Consider the following 16,429-nt stretch of genomic DNA (forward strand, 5'->3'; position numbering starts at 1 on the left):
GAGCAAGCCCGCTCCCACAGGTGACCGCGATCAAATGTGGGAGCGGGCTTGCTCGCGAAGGCGTCAAGACTATCGATACAAATTCCGGATCAACTCAATCCACCCGACTCAATGAAGTCCACAGCACCTGCGCCGCATACCCTCGATAAGGCCGCCACCCTTCAGCCCGCGCCAACAGCTGCTTCGCCGTCACCGGCCCACCCTCCAGCGCCACCAACGCATTGACCAGCCCTACATCGCCATTGGGAAATCCATCCATCTCCCGCAACTGGCGCAACGCAATGTATTGCGCCGTCCAGTCACCAATCCCGTGCAACGCCAGCAACCGCGCTACGCCCGCCTCCCGGCCGGGCTCGAACAATCGCGGGTCATCGAGCCATGCCTGAGCCACACCCGACAAGGTCCGCCCCCGGCTTTTCGGCATGCCCAACGCAGCCAGATCGGCCTGCGCCAACACCTGCGCCGTGGGGAACACATGACTCAAACCCGCTAACGGCTTACCCAGTGGCACGCCATATTGCGCCACCAGTTTCCCCGCGAGGCGAATCGCCGCGACCACCGTAATCTGCTGCCCCAGCACCGCGCGGATCGCCAGTTCCAGCCCGTCCCACGCCCCCGGCACACGCAGCCCGGGACGCTCGGCAATCAACCGGGCCATCAGCGGATCACCCGCTAAATGCCGATGGATGGTGGCGAGATCGGCATCAAGATCGAACATCCGTCGCACGCTTGCGACGATGTCGGGCACGGCGCTCGGGTCGGGAAAATCCAGCGTCAGCTCAAGGGCGTCAGACGTGGCAGGCCGGATAGAAAAGCTGCCGTGCATCCCCTTCAGATCGATGCTGCGCGAGTAGACGCCGTCGGCCACAGTTTCAAGTCCCGCAATCGCCCGTGCCGACAAAAATCCCAGCATCGCCGGCCAGTCATAGGGTGGCTGATACGCCAGCAACAGCTTCACAGACTCAGCAACCCGCTATACAGCCCATAAGCCGCCAGACCGGCGCCGCTGATGACCGCGGTGAAGATGCCTTTCTCGAGCGTCGTGAACAATGGCATGCCCTGTTCATGGCGGGCCTTGGCAAACAGGATCACACCCGGCGCATACAACAACGCCGACAGCAGCAAATACTTCAAGCCGCCGGCGTACAGCAACCACACCGCGTAACTCAAGGCGATGACGCCAACCAGCAAATCCTTGCTCCGCTCGGCGCTTGCCTGCTGGTAGGTTTCCCCGCGCACGCACAACAACACCGCATAGGCCGCCGACCACAGGTACGGCACCAGAATCATCGATGACGCCAGGTAAATCAGACTGGTGTAGGTGCCGGCGGAAAACAACGTGATCAGCAGGAACAGCTGGATCATCGAGTTGGTCAGCCACATTGCATTGACCGGCACACGGTTGGCGTTTTCCCTGGTCAGGAATGCCGGCATGGTCTTGTCTTTCGCCGTGGCGAACAGGATTTCGGCGCACAGCAGCGCCCAGGACAGCAACGCCCCCAACAGCGAGATCGCCAGGCCGACGCTGATCAGCACTGCCCCCCAGTGGCCGACGATATGCTCAAGCACCGCCGCCAACGAGGGGTTCTGCAGTTTCGCCAGTTCCGGCTGGGTCATGATCCCCAGCGACAACACGTTCACCAGCACCAACAGTGCCAATACCCCAATGAACCCGATCACCGTCGCCCGGCCCACGTCGGAACGTTTCTCCGCCCGGGCCGAATAGACACTGGCCCCCTCGATCCCGATGAACACGAACACGGTGACCAGCATCATGTGCCGAACCTGATTCATCACACTGCCGAATTCCGGGTTGTTACGCCCCCAGATATCGAGGGTAAAGATGTCCGCCTTGAACGCCACGGCGGCGATCACGATGAACATGATCAACGGCACGATCTTGGCCACGGTGGTCACCTGGTTGATGAACGCCGCCTCCTTGATCCCGCGCATCACCACAAAATGCACGGTCCAGAGCAGCACCGAAGCGCAGGCGATGGCGATTGGCGTGTTGCCTTCGCCAAAGACCGGAACGAAATAACCCAGGGTGCTGAACAGCAGTACGAAATAGCCGACGTTGCCCAGCCAGGCGCTGATCCAGTACCCCCAGGCGGACGAGAAGCCCATGTAGTCGCCGAACCCGGCCTTGGCATAGGCATACACCCCGGACTCCAGCTCCGGCTTGCGATTGGCCAGGGTCTGGAACACGAACGCCAGGGTCAGCATGCCAACGGCGGTGATCGCCCAACCGATCAGGATCGCCCCGGCATCGGCCCTGGCGGCCATGTTTTGCGGCAGGGAAAAGATCCCGCCACCGATCATCGAACCCACCACCAGGGCGATCAATGCGCTCAGGCGAAGCTTGCTCGGTGATTGCGACATCGTTGCATCTCCATTTTTTCGGGGGGCGACAACTGCCGCGAGATCGTCACATATCGGGCGTCAACTAAACTGTTGAAGCGTAATAACGTTTATTGGATAACGCCAACCTATGTCTTTTTACTTGCACAAAACGGCTATTAGAGGCGCCGATATAATCATTAGTTGTATACGTTTTTCCAATACATCCATTTCGTACAAAAAACCCGTGAGGAAGATTGGCGAATTCTGAAAAACCAACTAGCGTCATAATTCGAAACAAAGTACAAAAGTACTGAAATTATTCACAGAAAGGCTCTAGATCAAGCATTACAAGCAGCCGCCTTGCAAGTGATAGCACTCCGCCACGAAACTGGGAACGCTTTCATTTAGTGATCCAAGTCAGCTGATTGGATAGCCAACGGAATTAGTCTGTTGCCTCTCTTCTCCTGCATTGGAGTCATGCAATGTCTGAAGCTCCCGGAAAACTCAAACTCGGCGCACTGGTTGCATTAGTCGTCGGTTCGATGATTGGTGGCGGGATCTTTTCCTTGCCGCAAAACATGGCCGCCAGTGCCGATGTCGGTGCCATTCTGATCGGTTGGGCAATCACCGCCGTCGGCATGCTCACCCTGGCATTCGTGTTCCAGACCCTGGCCAATCGCAAACCCGACCTGGACGGCGGGGTCTACGCCTACGCCAAGGCCGGTTTCGGCGACTACATGGGCTTCTCGTCCGCCTGGGGGTACTGGATCAGTGCCTGGCTGGGCAACGTCGGTTACTTCGTCCTGTTGTTCAGCACACTCGGCTACTTCTTTCCGATATTCGGGGAGGGGAATACCCCTGCCGCCGTGATCGGTGCCTCGGTGCTGCTCTGGGCCGTGCATTTCCTCGTACTGCGAGGCATCAAGGAAGCGGCGTTCATCAACCTGGTGACCACCGTCGCCAAGATCGTGCCGCTGGTGCTGTTCATGTTGATCGCGTTGTTCGCCTTCAAACTGGACATCTTCACCGCTGACATCTGGGGCCTCAAGAACCCGGACCTGGGCAGCGTGATGGATCAGGTGCGCAAGATGATGCTGGTCACCGTGTGGGTGTTCATCGGCATCGAAGGCGCGAGCATCTTTTCGGCCCGGGCGGAAAAACGCAGCGACGTGGGTAAAGCCACCGTGATCGGCTTTGTCACCGTGCTGCTGTTCCTGGTGCTGGTGAACGTGCTGTCGCTGGGGATCATGACCCAGCCGGAACTGGCCAAATTGCAGAACCCGTCGATGGCGGCGGTGCTGGAGCATGTGGTCGGCCACTGGGGTGCAGTGCTGATCAGCGTCGGCCTGATCATCTCGCTGTTGGGGGCTTTGCTGTCGTGGGTGCTGCTGTGTGCGGAGATCATGTTCGCCGCTGCCAAGGACCACACCATGCCAGCGTTCCTGCGCAAGGAAAACGCCAACCATGTACCGGTCAATGCCCTGTGGCTGACCAACGCCATGGTGCAGATCTTCCTGATCATCACCTTGTTCTCGGCCAGTACCTACCTGTCGCTGATCTACCTCGCCACCTCGATGATCCTGGTGCCGTACCTGTGGTCGGCGGCCTATGCCTTGCTGCTGGCCGTGCGGGGCGAAACCTACGAGGGCGCATCAGGCGGTCGGCAGAAAGATCTCATCATCGGCGCCGTGGCCCTGGTCTATGCGGTCTGGCTGCTCTACGCCGGCGGCATCAAATACCTGTTGCTGTCCGCCCTGCTCTACGCCCCCGGCGTGATCCTGTTCGCCAAGGCCAAGCTGGAAATCAACAAACCGGTTTTCACCAACGTCGAGAAGCTGATTTTCGCTGCGGTGGTCGTCGGCGCCGTGGTGGCGGCCTACGGTCTCTACGACGGCTTCCTGACCCTGTAATGCACTTGTTTTGTCATCTGGAGGATCACTGTAATGACCACGGAAAAAGTTAAGTACGGCGTCCATTCCGAAGCCGGCAAACTGCGCAAAGTCATGGTTTGCTCCCCTGGACTTGCCCATCAGCGGCTGACCCCGAACAACTGCGATGAACTGCTGTTCGATGATGTGCTGTGGGTGGCCCAGGCCAAGCGCGACCACTTCGACTTCGTCACCAAGATGCGCGAACGTAACGTCGATGTGCTGGAAATGCACAACCTGCTGACCGACATCGTCGCCATTCCCGAAGCCCTGGACTGGATTCTGGAACGCAAGATCACCGCCAACTCGGTGGGCCTGGGCCTGATCAACGAAACCGCGTCGTGGCTGCGCAGCCTGGAGCCACGTCACATCGCCGAGTTCCTGATCGGCGGCGTATCGGGCGACGACTTGCCCACCAGTTTCGGCGGCAAGGCCATCGAGATGTTCCGCGACTTCCTCGGCCACTCCAGCTTCATCCTGCCGCCGCTGCCCAACACCCAGTTCACCCGCGATACCACCTGCTGGATCTATGGTGGCGTCACCCTCAACCCGATGTACTGGCCGGCGCGCCGCCAGGAGACCCTGCTGACCACCGCCATCTACAAATTCCACCCCGAGTTCACCAACGCCGACTTCCAGATCTGGTACGGCGACCCGGACAAGGACCACGGCAACGCCACCCTTGAGGGCGGTGATGTGATGCCGATCGGTAACGGCGTGGTGTTGATCGGCATGGGCGAACGCTCCTCGCGCCAGGCCATTGCCCAACTGGCGGTGAACCTGTTCAAGAACAAGGCCGTCGAGAAAGTGATTGTCGCCGGCCTGCCGAAATCCCGCGCGGCGATGCACCTGGACACCGTGTTCAGCTTCTGCGATCGCGACCTCGTCACCATTTTCCCGGAAGTGGTGAACCAGATTGTCGCCTTCACCCTGCGTCCCGATGAAAGCAAGGCCGGCGGCATCGACATCCGACGCGAAGAAACCAACTTCCTCGACACCGTGGCCCAGGCCCTCAACCTCAAAGCGTTGCGCGTGGTGGAAACCGGCGGCAACAGCTTCGCCGCCGAACGCGAGCAATGGGACGACGGTAACAACGTGGTGGCCGTGGAGCCGGGCGTGGTCATCGGCTACGACCGCAATACCTACACCAATACCCTGCTGCGCAAGGCCGGGGTGGAGGTCATCACCATCAGCGCCGGCGAACTCGGCCGGGGACGGGGCGGCGGCCATTGCATGACCTGCCCGATCATCCGCGATCCGATCGACTACTAACCTATTACCTTGGCCCGCACTTACCGAGTTCGGGCCAAGGGGATAACCGACACCTTAGGAGATCCAAAATGGCGTTCAACATCCATAACCGCAATCTGCTGAGCCTGGAACACCACACCCCTCGCGAATTGCGCTACCTGCTCGACCTGTCCCGCGACCTTAAGCGTGCCAAGTACACCGGCACCGAACAGCAGCATCTCAAGGGCAACAACATCGCGCTGATCTTCGAAAAAACCTCGACCCGCACCCGCTGCGCGTTCGAAGTTGCAGCCTATGACCAGGGCGCCAACGTCACCTACATCGACCCGAACTCCTCGCAGATCGGTCACAAGGAAAGCATGAAGGACACCGCCCGCGTGCTCGGGCGCATGTACGACGCCATCGAGTACCGTGGCTTCAAACAGGAAATCGTCGAGGAGCTGGCCAAGTTCGCCGGCGTCCCCGTGTTCAACGGCCTGACCGACGAGTATCACCCGACACAAATGATCGCCGACGTGCTGACCATGCGTGAACACGCCGACAAACCGATCCACGAAATCAGCTACGCCTACCTCGGCGACGCGCGCAACAACATGGGCAACTCGCTGTTGCTGATCGGCGCCAAGCTCGGCATGGACGTGCGCATCTGCGCGCCAAAAGCCCTGTGGCCGGCGGACGACCTGGTCGCCCGCTGCAAACAGTACGGTGAAGAAAGCGGCGCACGCATCACCCTCACCGAAGACCCGAAAGCGGCGGTCAAGGGCGTCGACTTCATCCACACCGATGTCTGGGTATCGATGGGCGAACCGGTTGAAGCCTGGGCCGAACGCATCCAGCAACTGCTGCCGTACCAGGTCAACGCCGAACTGATGAAAGCCACCGGCAACCCGCGCACCAAGTTCATGCACTGCCTGCCGGCGTTCCACAACTGTGATACCAAGGTCGGCAAGCAGATTGCCGAGCAGTACCCACACCTGAGCAACGGCATCGAAGTGACCGATGACGTGTTCGAGTCGCCGGCCTGCATCGCCTTCGAGCAAGCGGAAAACCGCATGCACACCATCAAGGCGATTCTGGTGTCGACGCTGGCTGATCTTTAACGGCTGACTCGGCTCCCACTGACGGAACACGCCCCCCTGTGGGAGCGGGCTTGCTCGCGAAAGCGGAGTGTCAGTCGACATCGAAGTTGACTGATGCACCGTCTTCGCGAGCAAGCCCGCTCCCACACTGGTCCGGGTTCCACAGATAGACCGCGTTGCTTGCAACCTCTTTGCTTAGAAGGACTGACACCATGCGTATCGTCGTTGCTCTGGGCGGTAATGCCCTGCTCCGCCGCGGCGAACCGATGACCGCTGACAACCAGCGCGCCAACATCCGGATCGCCACCGAACAGATCGCCAAGATCCATCCCGGCAACCAACTGGTCATCGCCCACGGCAATGGCCCCCAGGTCGGCCTGCTGTCATTGCAGGCAGCGGCCTACACCTCGGTTTCGCCCTACCCGCTGGACGTGCTCGGTGCCGAGACCGAAGGCATGATCGGCTACATCATCGAACAGGAACTGGGCAATCTGCTGGACTTCGAAGTGCCCTTCGCGACCCTGCTGACCCAGGTCGAAGTCGATGCCAATGACCCGGCCTTCAAGAACCCGACCAAGCCCATCGGCCCGGTCTACAGCAAGGCCGAGGCGGAGAAGCTCGCCGCCGAAAAAGGCTGGGCCATTGCCCCGGACGGCGACAAATACCGTCGCGTGGTCGCCAGCCCGAAACCCAAGCGCATCTTCGAAATCCGTCCGATCAAATGGCTGCTGGAAAAAAGCAGCATCGTGATCTGCGCCGGCGGCGGCGGCATTCCGACCATGTATACCTCGCCCGGCAAACTCGAGGGCGTCGAAGCGGTCATCGACAAGGATCTGTGCTCGGCGCTGCTGGCCGAACAGCTTGAAGCCGATCTACTGGTGATCGCCACCGACGTCAACGCCGCTTTCATCGACTTTGGCAAACCCACGCAGAAAGCCATCGCCCAGGCGCACCCCGACGAAATGGAAAAACTCGGCTTCGCCGCCGGCTCCATGGGACCGAAGGTGCAGGCGGCCTGCGAATTCGCGCGCCATACTGGAAAAGTGGCGGTGATTGGCTCGCTCGCGGACATCGAAGCGATCGTCCAGGGCAAGGCCGGCACGCGCATCAGCACGGCGACCGCCGGCATTACTTACTTGTAGAGAGAGGCGTTTATGGCAACGTTTGATCCAGGTCACTTGCACATCGAGCGCCATGCGCTGAACAAGGATGATGTGAGCTACAACATCCACCTAGACTATGAAGTCAGCAAGAACCCCAAAGGGGAAAAAGGCATTCAGTTCACCATGCATGGCAGCATTCAGGGCAAGGACCTGAAGGAGCCCTTCTTCCTGCCCAAGGAGGAAGCCTACAACTTCGCCAGCAATGTGACGAAAATCGCCGAGAAATATGGCATTCCCAAAGAAAAAATCGCCATTGGTTCGTCACACGAACATTACGACCTGATGTTCGAAGACATCCGCACGCAACTGAATATGAAATCCGGCGACCCGATAGATCTCGAGAAATTCGAGTAGCCCACATTCCCTGTGGGAGCGGGCTTGCTCGCGAAAGCGGAGTGTCAGACACCATCGTTGGCAACTGATACACCGCTTTCGCGAGCAAGCCCGCTCCCACAAAGGGATTATCGCCCTATGGAAGTCCGCGCAGGATTTCACCATTAGCCCGCCCCAAGGCATACTTGCCACCCTCCGCACTGCAGACCCCGAAACCGCCCCATGCGTATCCACGTCAGCTTCATCGACCGCGTCGGTATCACCCAGGAAGTCCTGGCCCTGCTTGGCGGGCGCAATCTGAACCTGGATGCGGTGGAAATGGTCCCGCCCAATGTTTATATCGACGCCCCGACCCTGAGCCCGCAAGTCCTTGAGGAACTGCGCGATGCCCTGTTCAGCGTGCGTGGCGTGCAAGCGGTGACGGTGGTCGACATCCTGCCCGGCCAGCGTCGGCACTTGCAGCTCGATGCGTTGCTGGCCGCCATGACCGACCCGGTGCTGGCACTGGACAGCGACGGCAAGGTGCTGCTGGCCAACCCGGCGTTGATCGCCCTGTACGGCCGCGAACCGAATGGTGAAAGTGTGGCCGAGCTGTTTGCCGACCCGGCCTTGCTCGACGCCCTGCTCGAACACGGCTTTCGCCTGCCCCTGCGGGAAATCATCGTCAATGGCCAGACCTTCCTGCTCGACGCCACACCGATCACTGACGCCGGCGCCCTGCTGACCCTGTACCAGCCGAACCGCATCGGCGAACGCCTGTCCGCACTGCACCATGACCACGCCGAAGGTTTCGATGCACTGCTCGGCGAGTCCCCGGTGATCCGCACCCTCAAGGCTCGCGCCCAGCGGGTGGCGGCCCTCGATGCACCGCTGCTGATCCAGGGCGAAACCGGCACCGGCAAGGAACTGGTGGCCCGTGCCTGTCACGCCATCAGCGCCCGGCACAGTTCACCCTTTCTGGCGTTGAACTGCGCGGCATTACCGGAGAACCTCGCCGAAAGTGAACTGTTCGGCTACGCCCCCGGCGCTTTCACCGGCGCGCAACGCGGTGGCAAGCCAGGGCTGATGGAGCTGGCCAACCAGGGCACGGTGTTTCTCGATGAAATCGGCGAGATGTCGCTGTATTTGCAGGCCAAGCTGCTGCGTTTCCTCAACGACGGCAGTTTTCGCCGGGTCGGCGGTGACCGTGAGGTCAAGGTCAACGTGCGGATCCTCAGCGCCACCCACCGCGACCTGGAAAAAATGGTCAGCGAAGGCCTGTTCCGCGAAGACCTGTTCTATCGCCTCAACGTCCTGAATGTTGAAGTGCCGCCGTTGCGCGAGCGCGGCCAGGACATTCTGCTGCTGGCCCGCTACTTCATGCAGCAGGCCTGTGCGCAGATCCAGCGCCCGATCTGTCGCCTGGCACCAGGCACTTACCCGGCGCTGCTGGGCAACCGCTGGCCGGGCAACGTGCGGCAATTGCAGAACGTGATCTTCCGCGCCGCGGCGATTTGCGAAAGCAGCCTGGTGGACATTGGCGACCTCGACATCGCCGGCACCTCGGTGGCCCGCCAGGGCGACCATGACGTCGACAGCCTGGAACAGGCCATGGATGAATTCGAGAAGACCCTGCTGGAAAAACTCTACGTCAGCTATCCCTCGACCCGGCAACTGGCGACCCGCCTGCAAACCTCCCACACCGCGATTGCCCATCGGTTGCGCAAGTACGGCATTCCAGGCAAGGCCTGAGGCCTGACACCGAACAACTGTGGGAGCGAGCTTGCTCGCGATTGCGGAGTCACATTCAACAAAAATGTCGACTGACACGCCCTCATCGCGAGCAAGCTCGCTCCCACAGTTTTTTGTGTTCGACATGAAATCGCGCCAAAAACGACCTCCACCTGTACTGAAAGCGCTACAGCGGAACGATATCGCTACACCCCTCTCCGATCACGGCTGTGCAAGGCTTTGATCCACCTCGGCTTTTATCATTGACATATGCCGTATCGATTTCGCTACAACGAATGAATTTCAGCCTTTGTCAAAACCGCCTAAATCATTGATCAATAACAACAAAAACAACGTTGGCCGCGTTCTTGCTATGTAGTTCTCCATAACCAGGGCATCGCCCAAGCATTCAATCGCGTCCACCAGACGAGTCTGGCCCCTTAGGAGTTTCCATGAGCGAGTTGCGTTTTACTGAAGATCACGAATGGCTGCGCACCGAAGCTGACGGCAGCGTCACGGTCGGCATCACCGCTTTCGCACAGAACGCCCTGGGCGACGTGGTTTTCGTTCAACTGCCTGAGCTGCAGTCCTACGACAAAGGCGCCGAAGCCGCCACCGTGGAATCGGTAAAGGCTGCCAGCGGCGTGTACATGCCATTGGACGGCGAAGTGCTGGAAGTGAACCCGGCGCTGGACAGCAGCCCTGAACTGGTCAACGAAGATCCGCTGGGCGAAGGCTGGTTCTTCCGTTTCAAACCTGCCGATGCCTCCGCTGTCGGCCAACTGCTGGACCAGGACGCCTACGACCGCCTGATCAAAGCCCAAGCCGAAGCCTGAGGAGCACTGACATGACCCAGATCAATCTGACCACTGCCAACGAATTCATCGCCCGTCACATCGGCCCGCGTGCCGGCGACGAGCAAGCCATGCTCAACAGCCTCGGTTTCGACTCCCTGGAAGCCCTGAGCGCCAGCGTGATTCCCGACAGCATCAAGGGCACCAGCGTCCTCGGCCTGGAAGACGGCTTGAGCGAAGCCGATGCCCTGGCCTTGATCAAGTCCATCGCGAGCAAAAACCAGCTGTTCAAGACCTTCATCGGCCAGGGCTACTACGGCACCCACACGCCGTCGCCGATCCTGCGCAACCTGCTGGAAAACCCGGCCTGGTACACCGCCTACACCCCGTACCAGCCAGAAATCTCCCAGGGCCGTCTCGAAGCGCTGCTGAACTTCCAGACCCTGATCAGCGACCTCACCGGCCTGCCGATCGCCAACGCCTCGCTGCTCGACGAAGCCACCGCCGCTGCCGAAGCCATGACCTTCTGCAAACGCCTGAGCAAGAACAAAGGCAGCCATCAATTCTTCGCCTCCGTGCATTGCCACCCGCAGACCCTCGACGTCCTGCGCACCCGTGCCGAGCCTCTGGGCATCGACGTGGTGGTTGGCGACGAGCTTGAATTGACCGACGTGACGCCGTTCTTCGGCGCCCTGTTGCAATACCCGGCAAGCAACGGTGACGTGTTCGACTACCGCGAGCTGACCGAACGCTTCCACGCCGCCAACGCCCTGGTCGCCGTGGCGGCCGACCTGCTGGCTCTGACCGTGCTGACCGCACCGGGTGAATTCGGTGCCGACGTGGCCATCGGCAGCGCACAACGCTTCGGCGTGCCGCTGGGCTTCGGTGGCCCGCACGCGGCCTACTTCTCCACCAAGGATGCCTTCAAGCGTGACATGCCGGGCCGCCTGGTCGGTGTTTCCGTAGACCGTTTCGGCAACCCGGCCCTGCGTTTGGCCATGCAGACCCGCGAACAACACATCCGTCGCGAGAAGGCCACGTCGAACATCTGCACCGCGCAAGTGCTGCTGGCCAACATCGCCAGCATGTACGCCGTGTACCACGGTCCGAAAGGCCTGACGCAGATCGCCAATCGCGTGCACCACCTGACTGCAATCCTGGCCAAAGGCTTGAGCGCATTGGGTCTGAACGTCGAGCAAGCGAACTTCTTCGACACCCTGACCGTGAAGACCGGCGCTCAAACTGCCGCCCTGCACGACAAGGCGCACGCCCAGCGCATCAACCTGCGCGTGGTCGATGGCGAACGCCTGGGCCTGTCCCTGGACGAAACCACCACTCAGGCCGACGTTGAAATCCTGTGGAGCCTGCTGTCCGACGGCAAGGCCCTGCCGGACTTCGCCGCCCTCGCCGCCTCGGTGCAGAGCGCCATCCCGGCCGCGCTGGTACGTCAGTCGCCAATCCTCAGCCACCCGGTGTTCAACCGCTATCACTCGGAAACCGAGCTGATGCGTTACCTGCGCAAACTGGCGGACAAGGACCTGGCGCTGGACCGCACCATGATCCCGCTGGGTTCGTGCACCATGAAGCTCAACGCCGCCAGCGAAATGATCCCGGTGACCTGGGCCGAGTTCGGTGCCCTGCACCCGTTCGCCCCGGCCGAGCAAAGCGCCGGTTATCAGCAATTGACCGACGAACTGGAAGCCATGCTGTGCGCTGCGACCGGCTACGACTCGGTTTCGCTGCAACCGAACGCCGGTTCCCAGGGTGAATACGCCGGCCTGCTGGCGATCCGCGCCTACCACCAGAGCCGTGGCGAAGACCGCCGCGACATCTGCCTGATCCCGTCGTCGGCCCACGGCACCAACCCGGCCACCGCTCAGATGGCCGGTATGCGTGTGGTCGTGACCGCGTGCGATGCCCGTGGCAACGTCGACATCGAAGACCTGCGCGCCAAGGCCATCGAGCACCGCGAGCACCTCGCCGCGCTGATGATCACCTACCCGTCGACCCACGGCGTGTTCGAAGAAGGCATCCGCGAAATCTGCGGCATCGTTCATGACAACGGCGGCCAGGTGTACATCGACGGCGCCAACATGAACGCCATGGTCGGCCTCTGCGCGCCGGGCAAGTTCGGTGGCGATGTGTCGCACCTGAACCTGCACAAGACCTTCTGCATCCCCCACGGCGGTGGCGGCCCGGGCGTCGGCCCGATCGGTGTGAAATCGCACCTGGCGCCGTTCCTGCCGGGCCACGCACAGATGGAGCGCAAGGAAGGCGCCGTTTGCGCGGCACCGTTCGGCAGCGCGAGCATTCTGCCGATCACCTGGATGTACATTCGTATGATGGGTGGCGCGGGCCTCAAGCGTGCTTCGCAGCTGGCGATCCTCAATGCCAACTACATCTCCCGTCGCCTTGAAGAGCACTATCCAGTGCTGTACACCGGCAGCAACGGCCTGGTGGCGCACGAATGCATCCTCGACCTGCGTCCATTGAAAGACAGCAGCGGCATCAGCGTCGATGACGTGGCCAAGCGCCTGATCGACTTCGGCTTCCACGCGCCGACCATGTCGTTCCCGGTAGCCGGCACGCTGATGATCGAGCCGACCGAAAGCGAATCCAAGGAAGAACTGGACCGCTTCTGCGACGCCATGATCCGCATCCGCGAAGAAATCCGCGCGGTGGAAAACGGCACCCTGGACAAGGACGACAACCCGCTGAAAAACGCTCCACACACCGCCAAGGAACTGGTGGGCGAGTGGTCGCACCCGTACAGCCGCGAGCAAGCGGTTTACCCGGTTGCGTCGCTGATCGAAGGCAAGTACTGGCCGCCGGTCGGTCGCGTCGACAACGTGTTCGGCGACCGCAACCTGGTCTGCGCCTGCCCGTCGATCGAAAGCTACGCTTAAACCAATGAGGGGGCGGTTGATCCCGCCCCCCTTTTGCAAAAACACCACAGTCCCCTGTGGGAGCGAGCTTGCTCGCGATAGCGGTCTTTCAGTCGACATCCATGGTGAATGTCAGACCGTCATCGCGAGCAAGCTCGCTCCCACAGTGAATTGCGCCAACCTTCCGATTCCGTGAATTCCTATAACAAGAAACCGGAGAACCACCATGTCGTTAAGCGTGTTCGACCTGTTCAAGATTGGCATCGGCCCCTCCAGCTCCCACACCGTCGGCCCGATGCGCGCCGCTGTGCGTTTCGTCGAAGGCCTGCGCCGTGAAGGGCTGCTGACGGCCACCACCTGCGTCAAGGTCGAGCTGTACGGCTCGCTCGGCGCCACCGGCAAAGGCCACGGCAGTGACAAGGCTGTGCTGCTGGGCCTGGAAGGCGAACACCCGGACACCGTGGACACCGAAACCGTCGCTGCGCGCCTGCAAGAGATTCGCAGCAACGCACGCTTGAACCTGCTCGGCGAACACAGCATTGCGTTCAACGAGAAAGAACACCTGGCGATGATTCGCAAACCCTTGCCCTATCACCCCAACGGCATGATTTTTCGCGCCTTCGACGCGGCGGGTTTGCAGATCCGCAGCCGCGAGTACTACTCGGTCGGCGGCGGTTTTGTGGTCGATGAGGACGCTGCCGGCGCCGATCGCATCGTCGAAGATGCCACGCCCCTGACCTTCCCTTTCAAAAGCGCCAAGGACCTACTCGCTCATTGCGCCAAATACGGCCTGTCGATCAGCCAGGTGATGTTGACGAATGAAAGCGCCTGGCGCCCGGAAGCGGAAACCCGCGCCGGCCTGCTGAAAATCTGGCAGGTCATGCAGGACTGTGTCGCCGCCGGTTGCCGTAATGAAGGCATCCTGCCCGGTGGCTTGAAGGTCAAACGCCGGGCGGCAGCACTGCATCGGCAATTGTGCAGCAACCCTGAATCCTCCTTGCGCGATCCGCTGTCAGTGCTGGACTGGGTCAACCTGTACGCCCTGGCCGTCAACGAAGAAAACGCCAACGGCGGCCGCGTGGTCACGGCCCCCACCAACGGTGCGGCCGGGATCATTCCGGCGGTGCTGCATTACTACATGCGGTTTATTCCCGGCGCCAATGACGACGGGGTGGTGCGCTTTCTGCTGACTGCCGCCGCCATCGGCATTCTGTACAAGGAAAACGCCTCGATTTCCGGCGCCGAAGTCGGCTGTCAGGGTGAAGTCGGCGTCGCCTGCTCGATGGCCGCCGGCGCCTTGTGCGAAGTGCTCGGTGGCAGCGTGCAACAAGTGGAGAACGCCGCGGAAATCGGCATGGAACACAACCTCGGGCTGACCTGCGACCCGATTGGCGGGCTGGTGCAGGTGCCTTGCATCGAGCGCAACGCCATGGGTTCGGTCAAGGCCATCAATGCCGTGCGCATGGCCATGCGCGGCGACGGGCAACACTTCGTCTCCCTCGACAAGGTCATCCGCACCATGCGCCAGACCGGCGCCGACATGAAAAGCAAATACAAGGAAACCGCCCGTGGCGGTTTGGCGGTCAACATTATCGAGTGCTGATGCGCGCTCATCTGCACCCTTCTTCAGGAGCTGAATATGTCCACCGAACAACTGTTGAAAACCCCGTTGCACGCACTGCACATCGAACTCGGCGCGCGCATGGTGCCGTTCGCCGGCTATGACATGCCGGTGCAATACCCGCTGGGCGTGATGAAAGAACACCAGCACACCCGCGACCAGGCCGGGCTGTTCGATGTCTCGCACATGGGCCAGATCCGCCTGACCGGCGCCGATGCCGCCAAGGCCCTGGAAACCCTGGTACCGGTGGACATCGTCGACCTGCCGGTGGGCATGCAGCGTTACGCGATGTTCACCAATGCGACGGGCGGCATCCTCGATGACCTGATGGTCGCCAACCTGGGCAACGACGAACTGTTCCTGGTGGTCAACGCCGCTTGCAAGGATCAGGACCTGGCCCACCTGCGCAAGCACATCGGTGAGCAGTGCACGATCGAGCCGCTGTTCGAAGAGCGTGCCCTGCTTGCTCTGCAAGGCCCGGCTGCAGTGACCGTGCTGGCACGCCTGGCCCCGGAAGTTGCGAAGATGACCTTCATGCAGTTCGCCCGCGTGAAGCTGCTGGGCGTGGACTGTTTTGTCAGCCGCTCGGGCTACACCGGCGAAGACGGTTTCGAAATTTCCGTCCCCGCCGCCAACGCCGAAGCCCTGGCTCGCGCCCTGCTGGCCGAACCGGAAGTGGCCGCCATCGGCCTCGGCGCCCGCGACTCCCTGCGTCTTGAGGCGGGCCTGTGCCTGTACGGGCATGACATGAACACCGAGACCAGCCCGATCGAAGCGAGCCTGCTGTGGGCGATCTCCAAGCCGCGTCGCGCCGATGGCGCTCGGGCCGGCGGCTTCCCTGGCGCCGAAACCGTGTTCGCCCAGCAACAGGCAGGTGTCAGCCGCAAACGCGTCGGCCTGTTACCGCAGGAACGCACGCCGGTGCGCGAGGGTGCGGAGATCGTCAACGAAGCCGGCGACATCATCGGTAGCGTCTGCAGCGGCGGTTTCGGGCCGACCCTGGGCGGCCCGCTGGCCATGGGTTATGTCGACAGCGCCTATATCGCACTGGACACACCCGTCTGGGCGATTGTGCGTGGGAAAAAGGTACCTTTGCTTGTAAGCAAAATGCCATTTGTTCCACAACGCTACTATCGCGGCTGATTGAATGTTCCTATAAGTAACGCGGTTGCGTTAACTGTGCACTAATGTGTAACGCAACCGCCATAAAATAGTGCATTGTTTGGCTCTAAGCTTCGATTATGAACTTTGCTTATAACGATCGAAAACATTTGAACAGCGCTCGCGTATAAGGCCCCACTAGTGGACTGACTTTGCCATCA

The 16,429-nt window shown here is 61.1% G+C and carries 12 protein-coding genes and 1 pseudogene; 11 read left to right on the top strand and 2 right to left on the bottom strand.

Going from position 1 to position 16,429, the window contains the following annotated elements; all coding sequences use genetic code 11:
* Positions 1 to 94 precede the first annotated feature (94 nt).
* Both AC07YV_RS02860 and arcD (AC07YV_RS02865) read right to left on the bottom strand, forming a co-directional pair.
* A complete protein-coding gene (locus AC07YV_RS02860) occupies positions 95 to 958 on the bottom strand; it encodes a DNA-3-methyladenine glycosylase family protein (RefSeq protein ID WP_102698361.1) in 864 nt (287 codons plus the stop codon).
* Complete coding sequence (arcD, locus tag AC07YV_RS02865; protein ID WP_102698362.1) at positions 955 to 2,382, bottom strand: arginine-ornithine antiporter; 1,428 nt, start codon at positions 2,380 to 2,382, stop codon at positions 955 to 957. The genes AC07YV_RS02860 and arcD (AC07YV_RS02865) overlap by 4 nt, the downstream gene beginning before the upstream one ends.
* Positions 2,383 to 2,825: 443 nt before the next feature.
* Between arcD (AC07YV_RS02865) and arcD (AC07YV_RS02870) the strand changes: the two genes are divergently transcribed.
* The 11 genes and pseudogenes from arcD (AC07YV_RS02870) (at position 2,826) to gcvT (ending at position 16,250) form a co-directional block, all read left to right on the top strand.
* A complete protein-coding gene (gene arcD, locus AC07YV_RS02870; protein WP_102698363.1) occupies positions 2,826 to 4,253 on the top strand; it encodes an arginine-ornithine antiporter in 1,428 nt (475 codons plus the stop codon).
* Positions 4,254 to 4,286: 33 nt separating this feature from the next.
* Positions 4,287 to 5,543, top strand: coding sequence for an arginine deiminase (gene arcA, locus AC07YV_RS02875; protein ID WP_015096588.1), 1,257 nt, complete (start codon positions 4,287 to 4,289; stop codon positions 5,541 to 5,543).
* Positions 5,544 to 5,611: 68 nt separating this feature from the next.
* A complete protein-coding gene (locus tag AC07YV_RS02880; RefSeq protein ID WP_007974406.1) occupies positions 5,612 to 6,622 on the top strand; it encodes an ornithine carbamoyltransferase in 1,011 nt (336 codons plus the stop codon).
* A 191-nt stretch (positions 6,623 to 6,813) separates the two neighbouring features.
* Positions 6,814 to 7,743 (top strand): carbamate kinase, encoded by a 930-nt coding sequence (arcC, locus tag AC07YV_RS02885; RefSeq protein ID WP_102698364.1) that lies wholly within the window; start codon positions 6,814 to 6,816, stop codon positions 7,741 to 7,743.
* Positions 7,744 to 7,755: 12 nt separating this feature from the next.
* Complete coding sequence (locus AC07YV_RS02890) at positions 7,756 to 8,118, top strand: DUF5064 family protein (protein WP_102698365.1); 363 nt, start codon at positions 7,756 to 7,758, stop codon at positions 8,116 to 8,118.
* 12 nt (positions 8,119 to 8,130) lie between these two features.
* Positions 8,131 to 8,220, top strand: a pseudogene (locus tag AC07YV_RS02895) (metal ABC transporter ATP-binding protein); the annotation flags it as partial.
* A 99-nt stretch (positions 8,221 to 8,319) separates the two neighbouring features.
* On the top strand, positions 8,320 to 9,828 hold the full coding sequence (gene gcsR, locus AC07YV_RS02900) for a transcriptional regulator GcsR (RefSeq protein WP_102698366.1): 1,509 nt from the start codon (positions 8,320 to 8,322) through the stop codon (positions 9,826 to 9,828).
* A 431-nt stretch (positions 9,829 to 10,259) separates the two neighbouring features.
* A complete protein-coding gene (gcvH, locus tag AC07YV_RS02905) occupies positions 10,260 to 10,643 on the top strand; it encodes a glycine cleavage system protein GcvH (protein WP_007977291.1) in 384 nt (127 codons plus the stop codon).
* Positions 10,644 to 10,654: 11 nt separating this feature from the next.
* Positions 10,655 to 13,507: an aminomethyl-transferring glycine dehydrogenase gene (gcvP, locus tag AC07YV_RS02910; protein ID WP_102698367.1), complete on the top strand. Its 2,853-nt coding sequence runs from the start codon at positions 10,655 to 10,657 to the stop codon at positions 13,505 to 13,507.
* 205 nt (positions 13,508 to 13,712) lie between these two features.
* Positions 13,713 to 15,089, top strand: a complete 1,377-nt coding sequence (locus tag AC07YV_RS02915) for an L-serine ammonia-lyase (RefSeq protein ID WP_015096592.1) — start codon at positions 13,713 to 13,715, stop codon at positions 15,087 to 15,089.
* Between the two features lie 36 nt (positions 15,090 to 15,125).
* Complete coding sequence (gene gcvT / locus AC07YV_RS02920; protein ID WP_102698368.1) at positions 15,126 to 16,250, top strand: glycine cleavage system aminomethyltransferase GcvT; 1,125 nt, start codon at positions 15,126 to 15,128, stop codon at positions 16,248 to 16,250.
* Positions 16,251 to 16,429 lie beyond the last annotated feature (179 nt).

The organism is Pseudomonas sp. GW456-E7 (genome assembly GCF_059424105.1).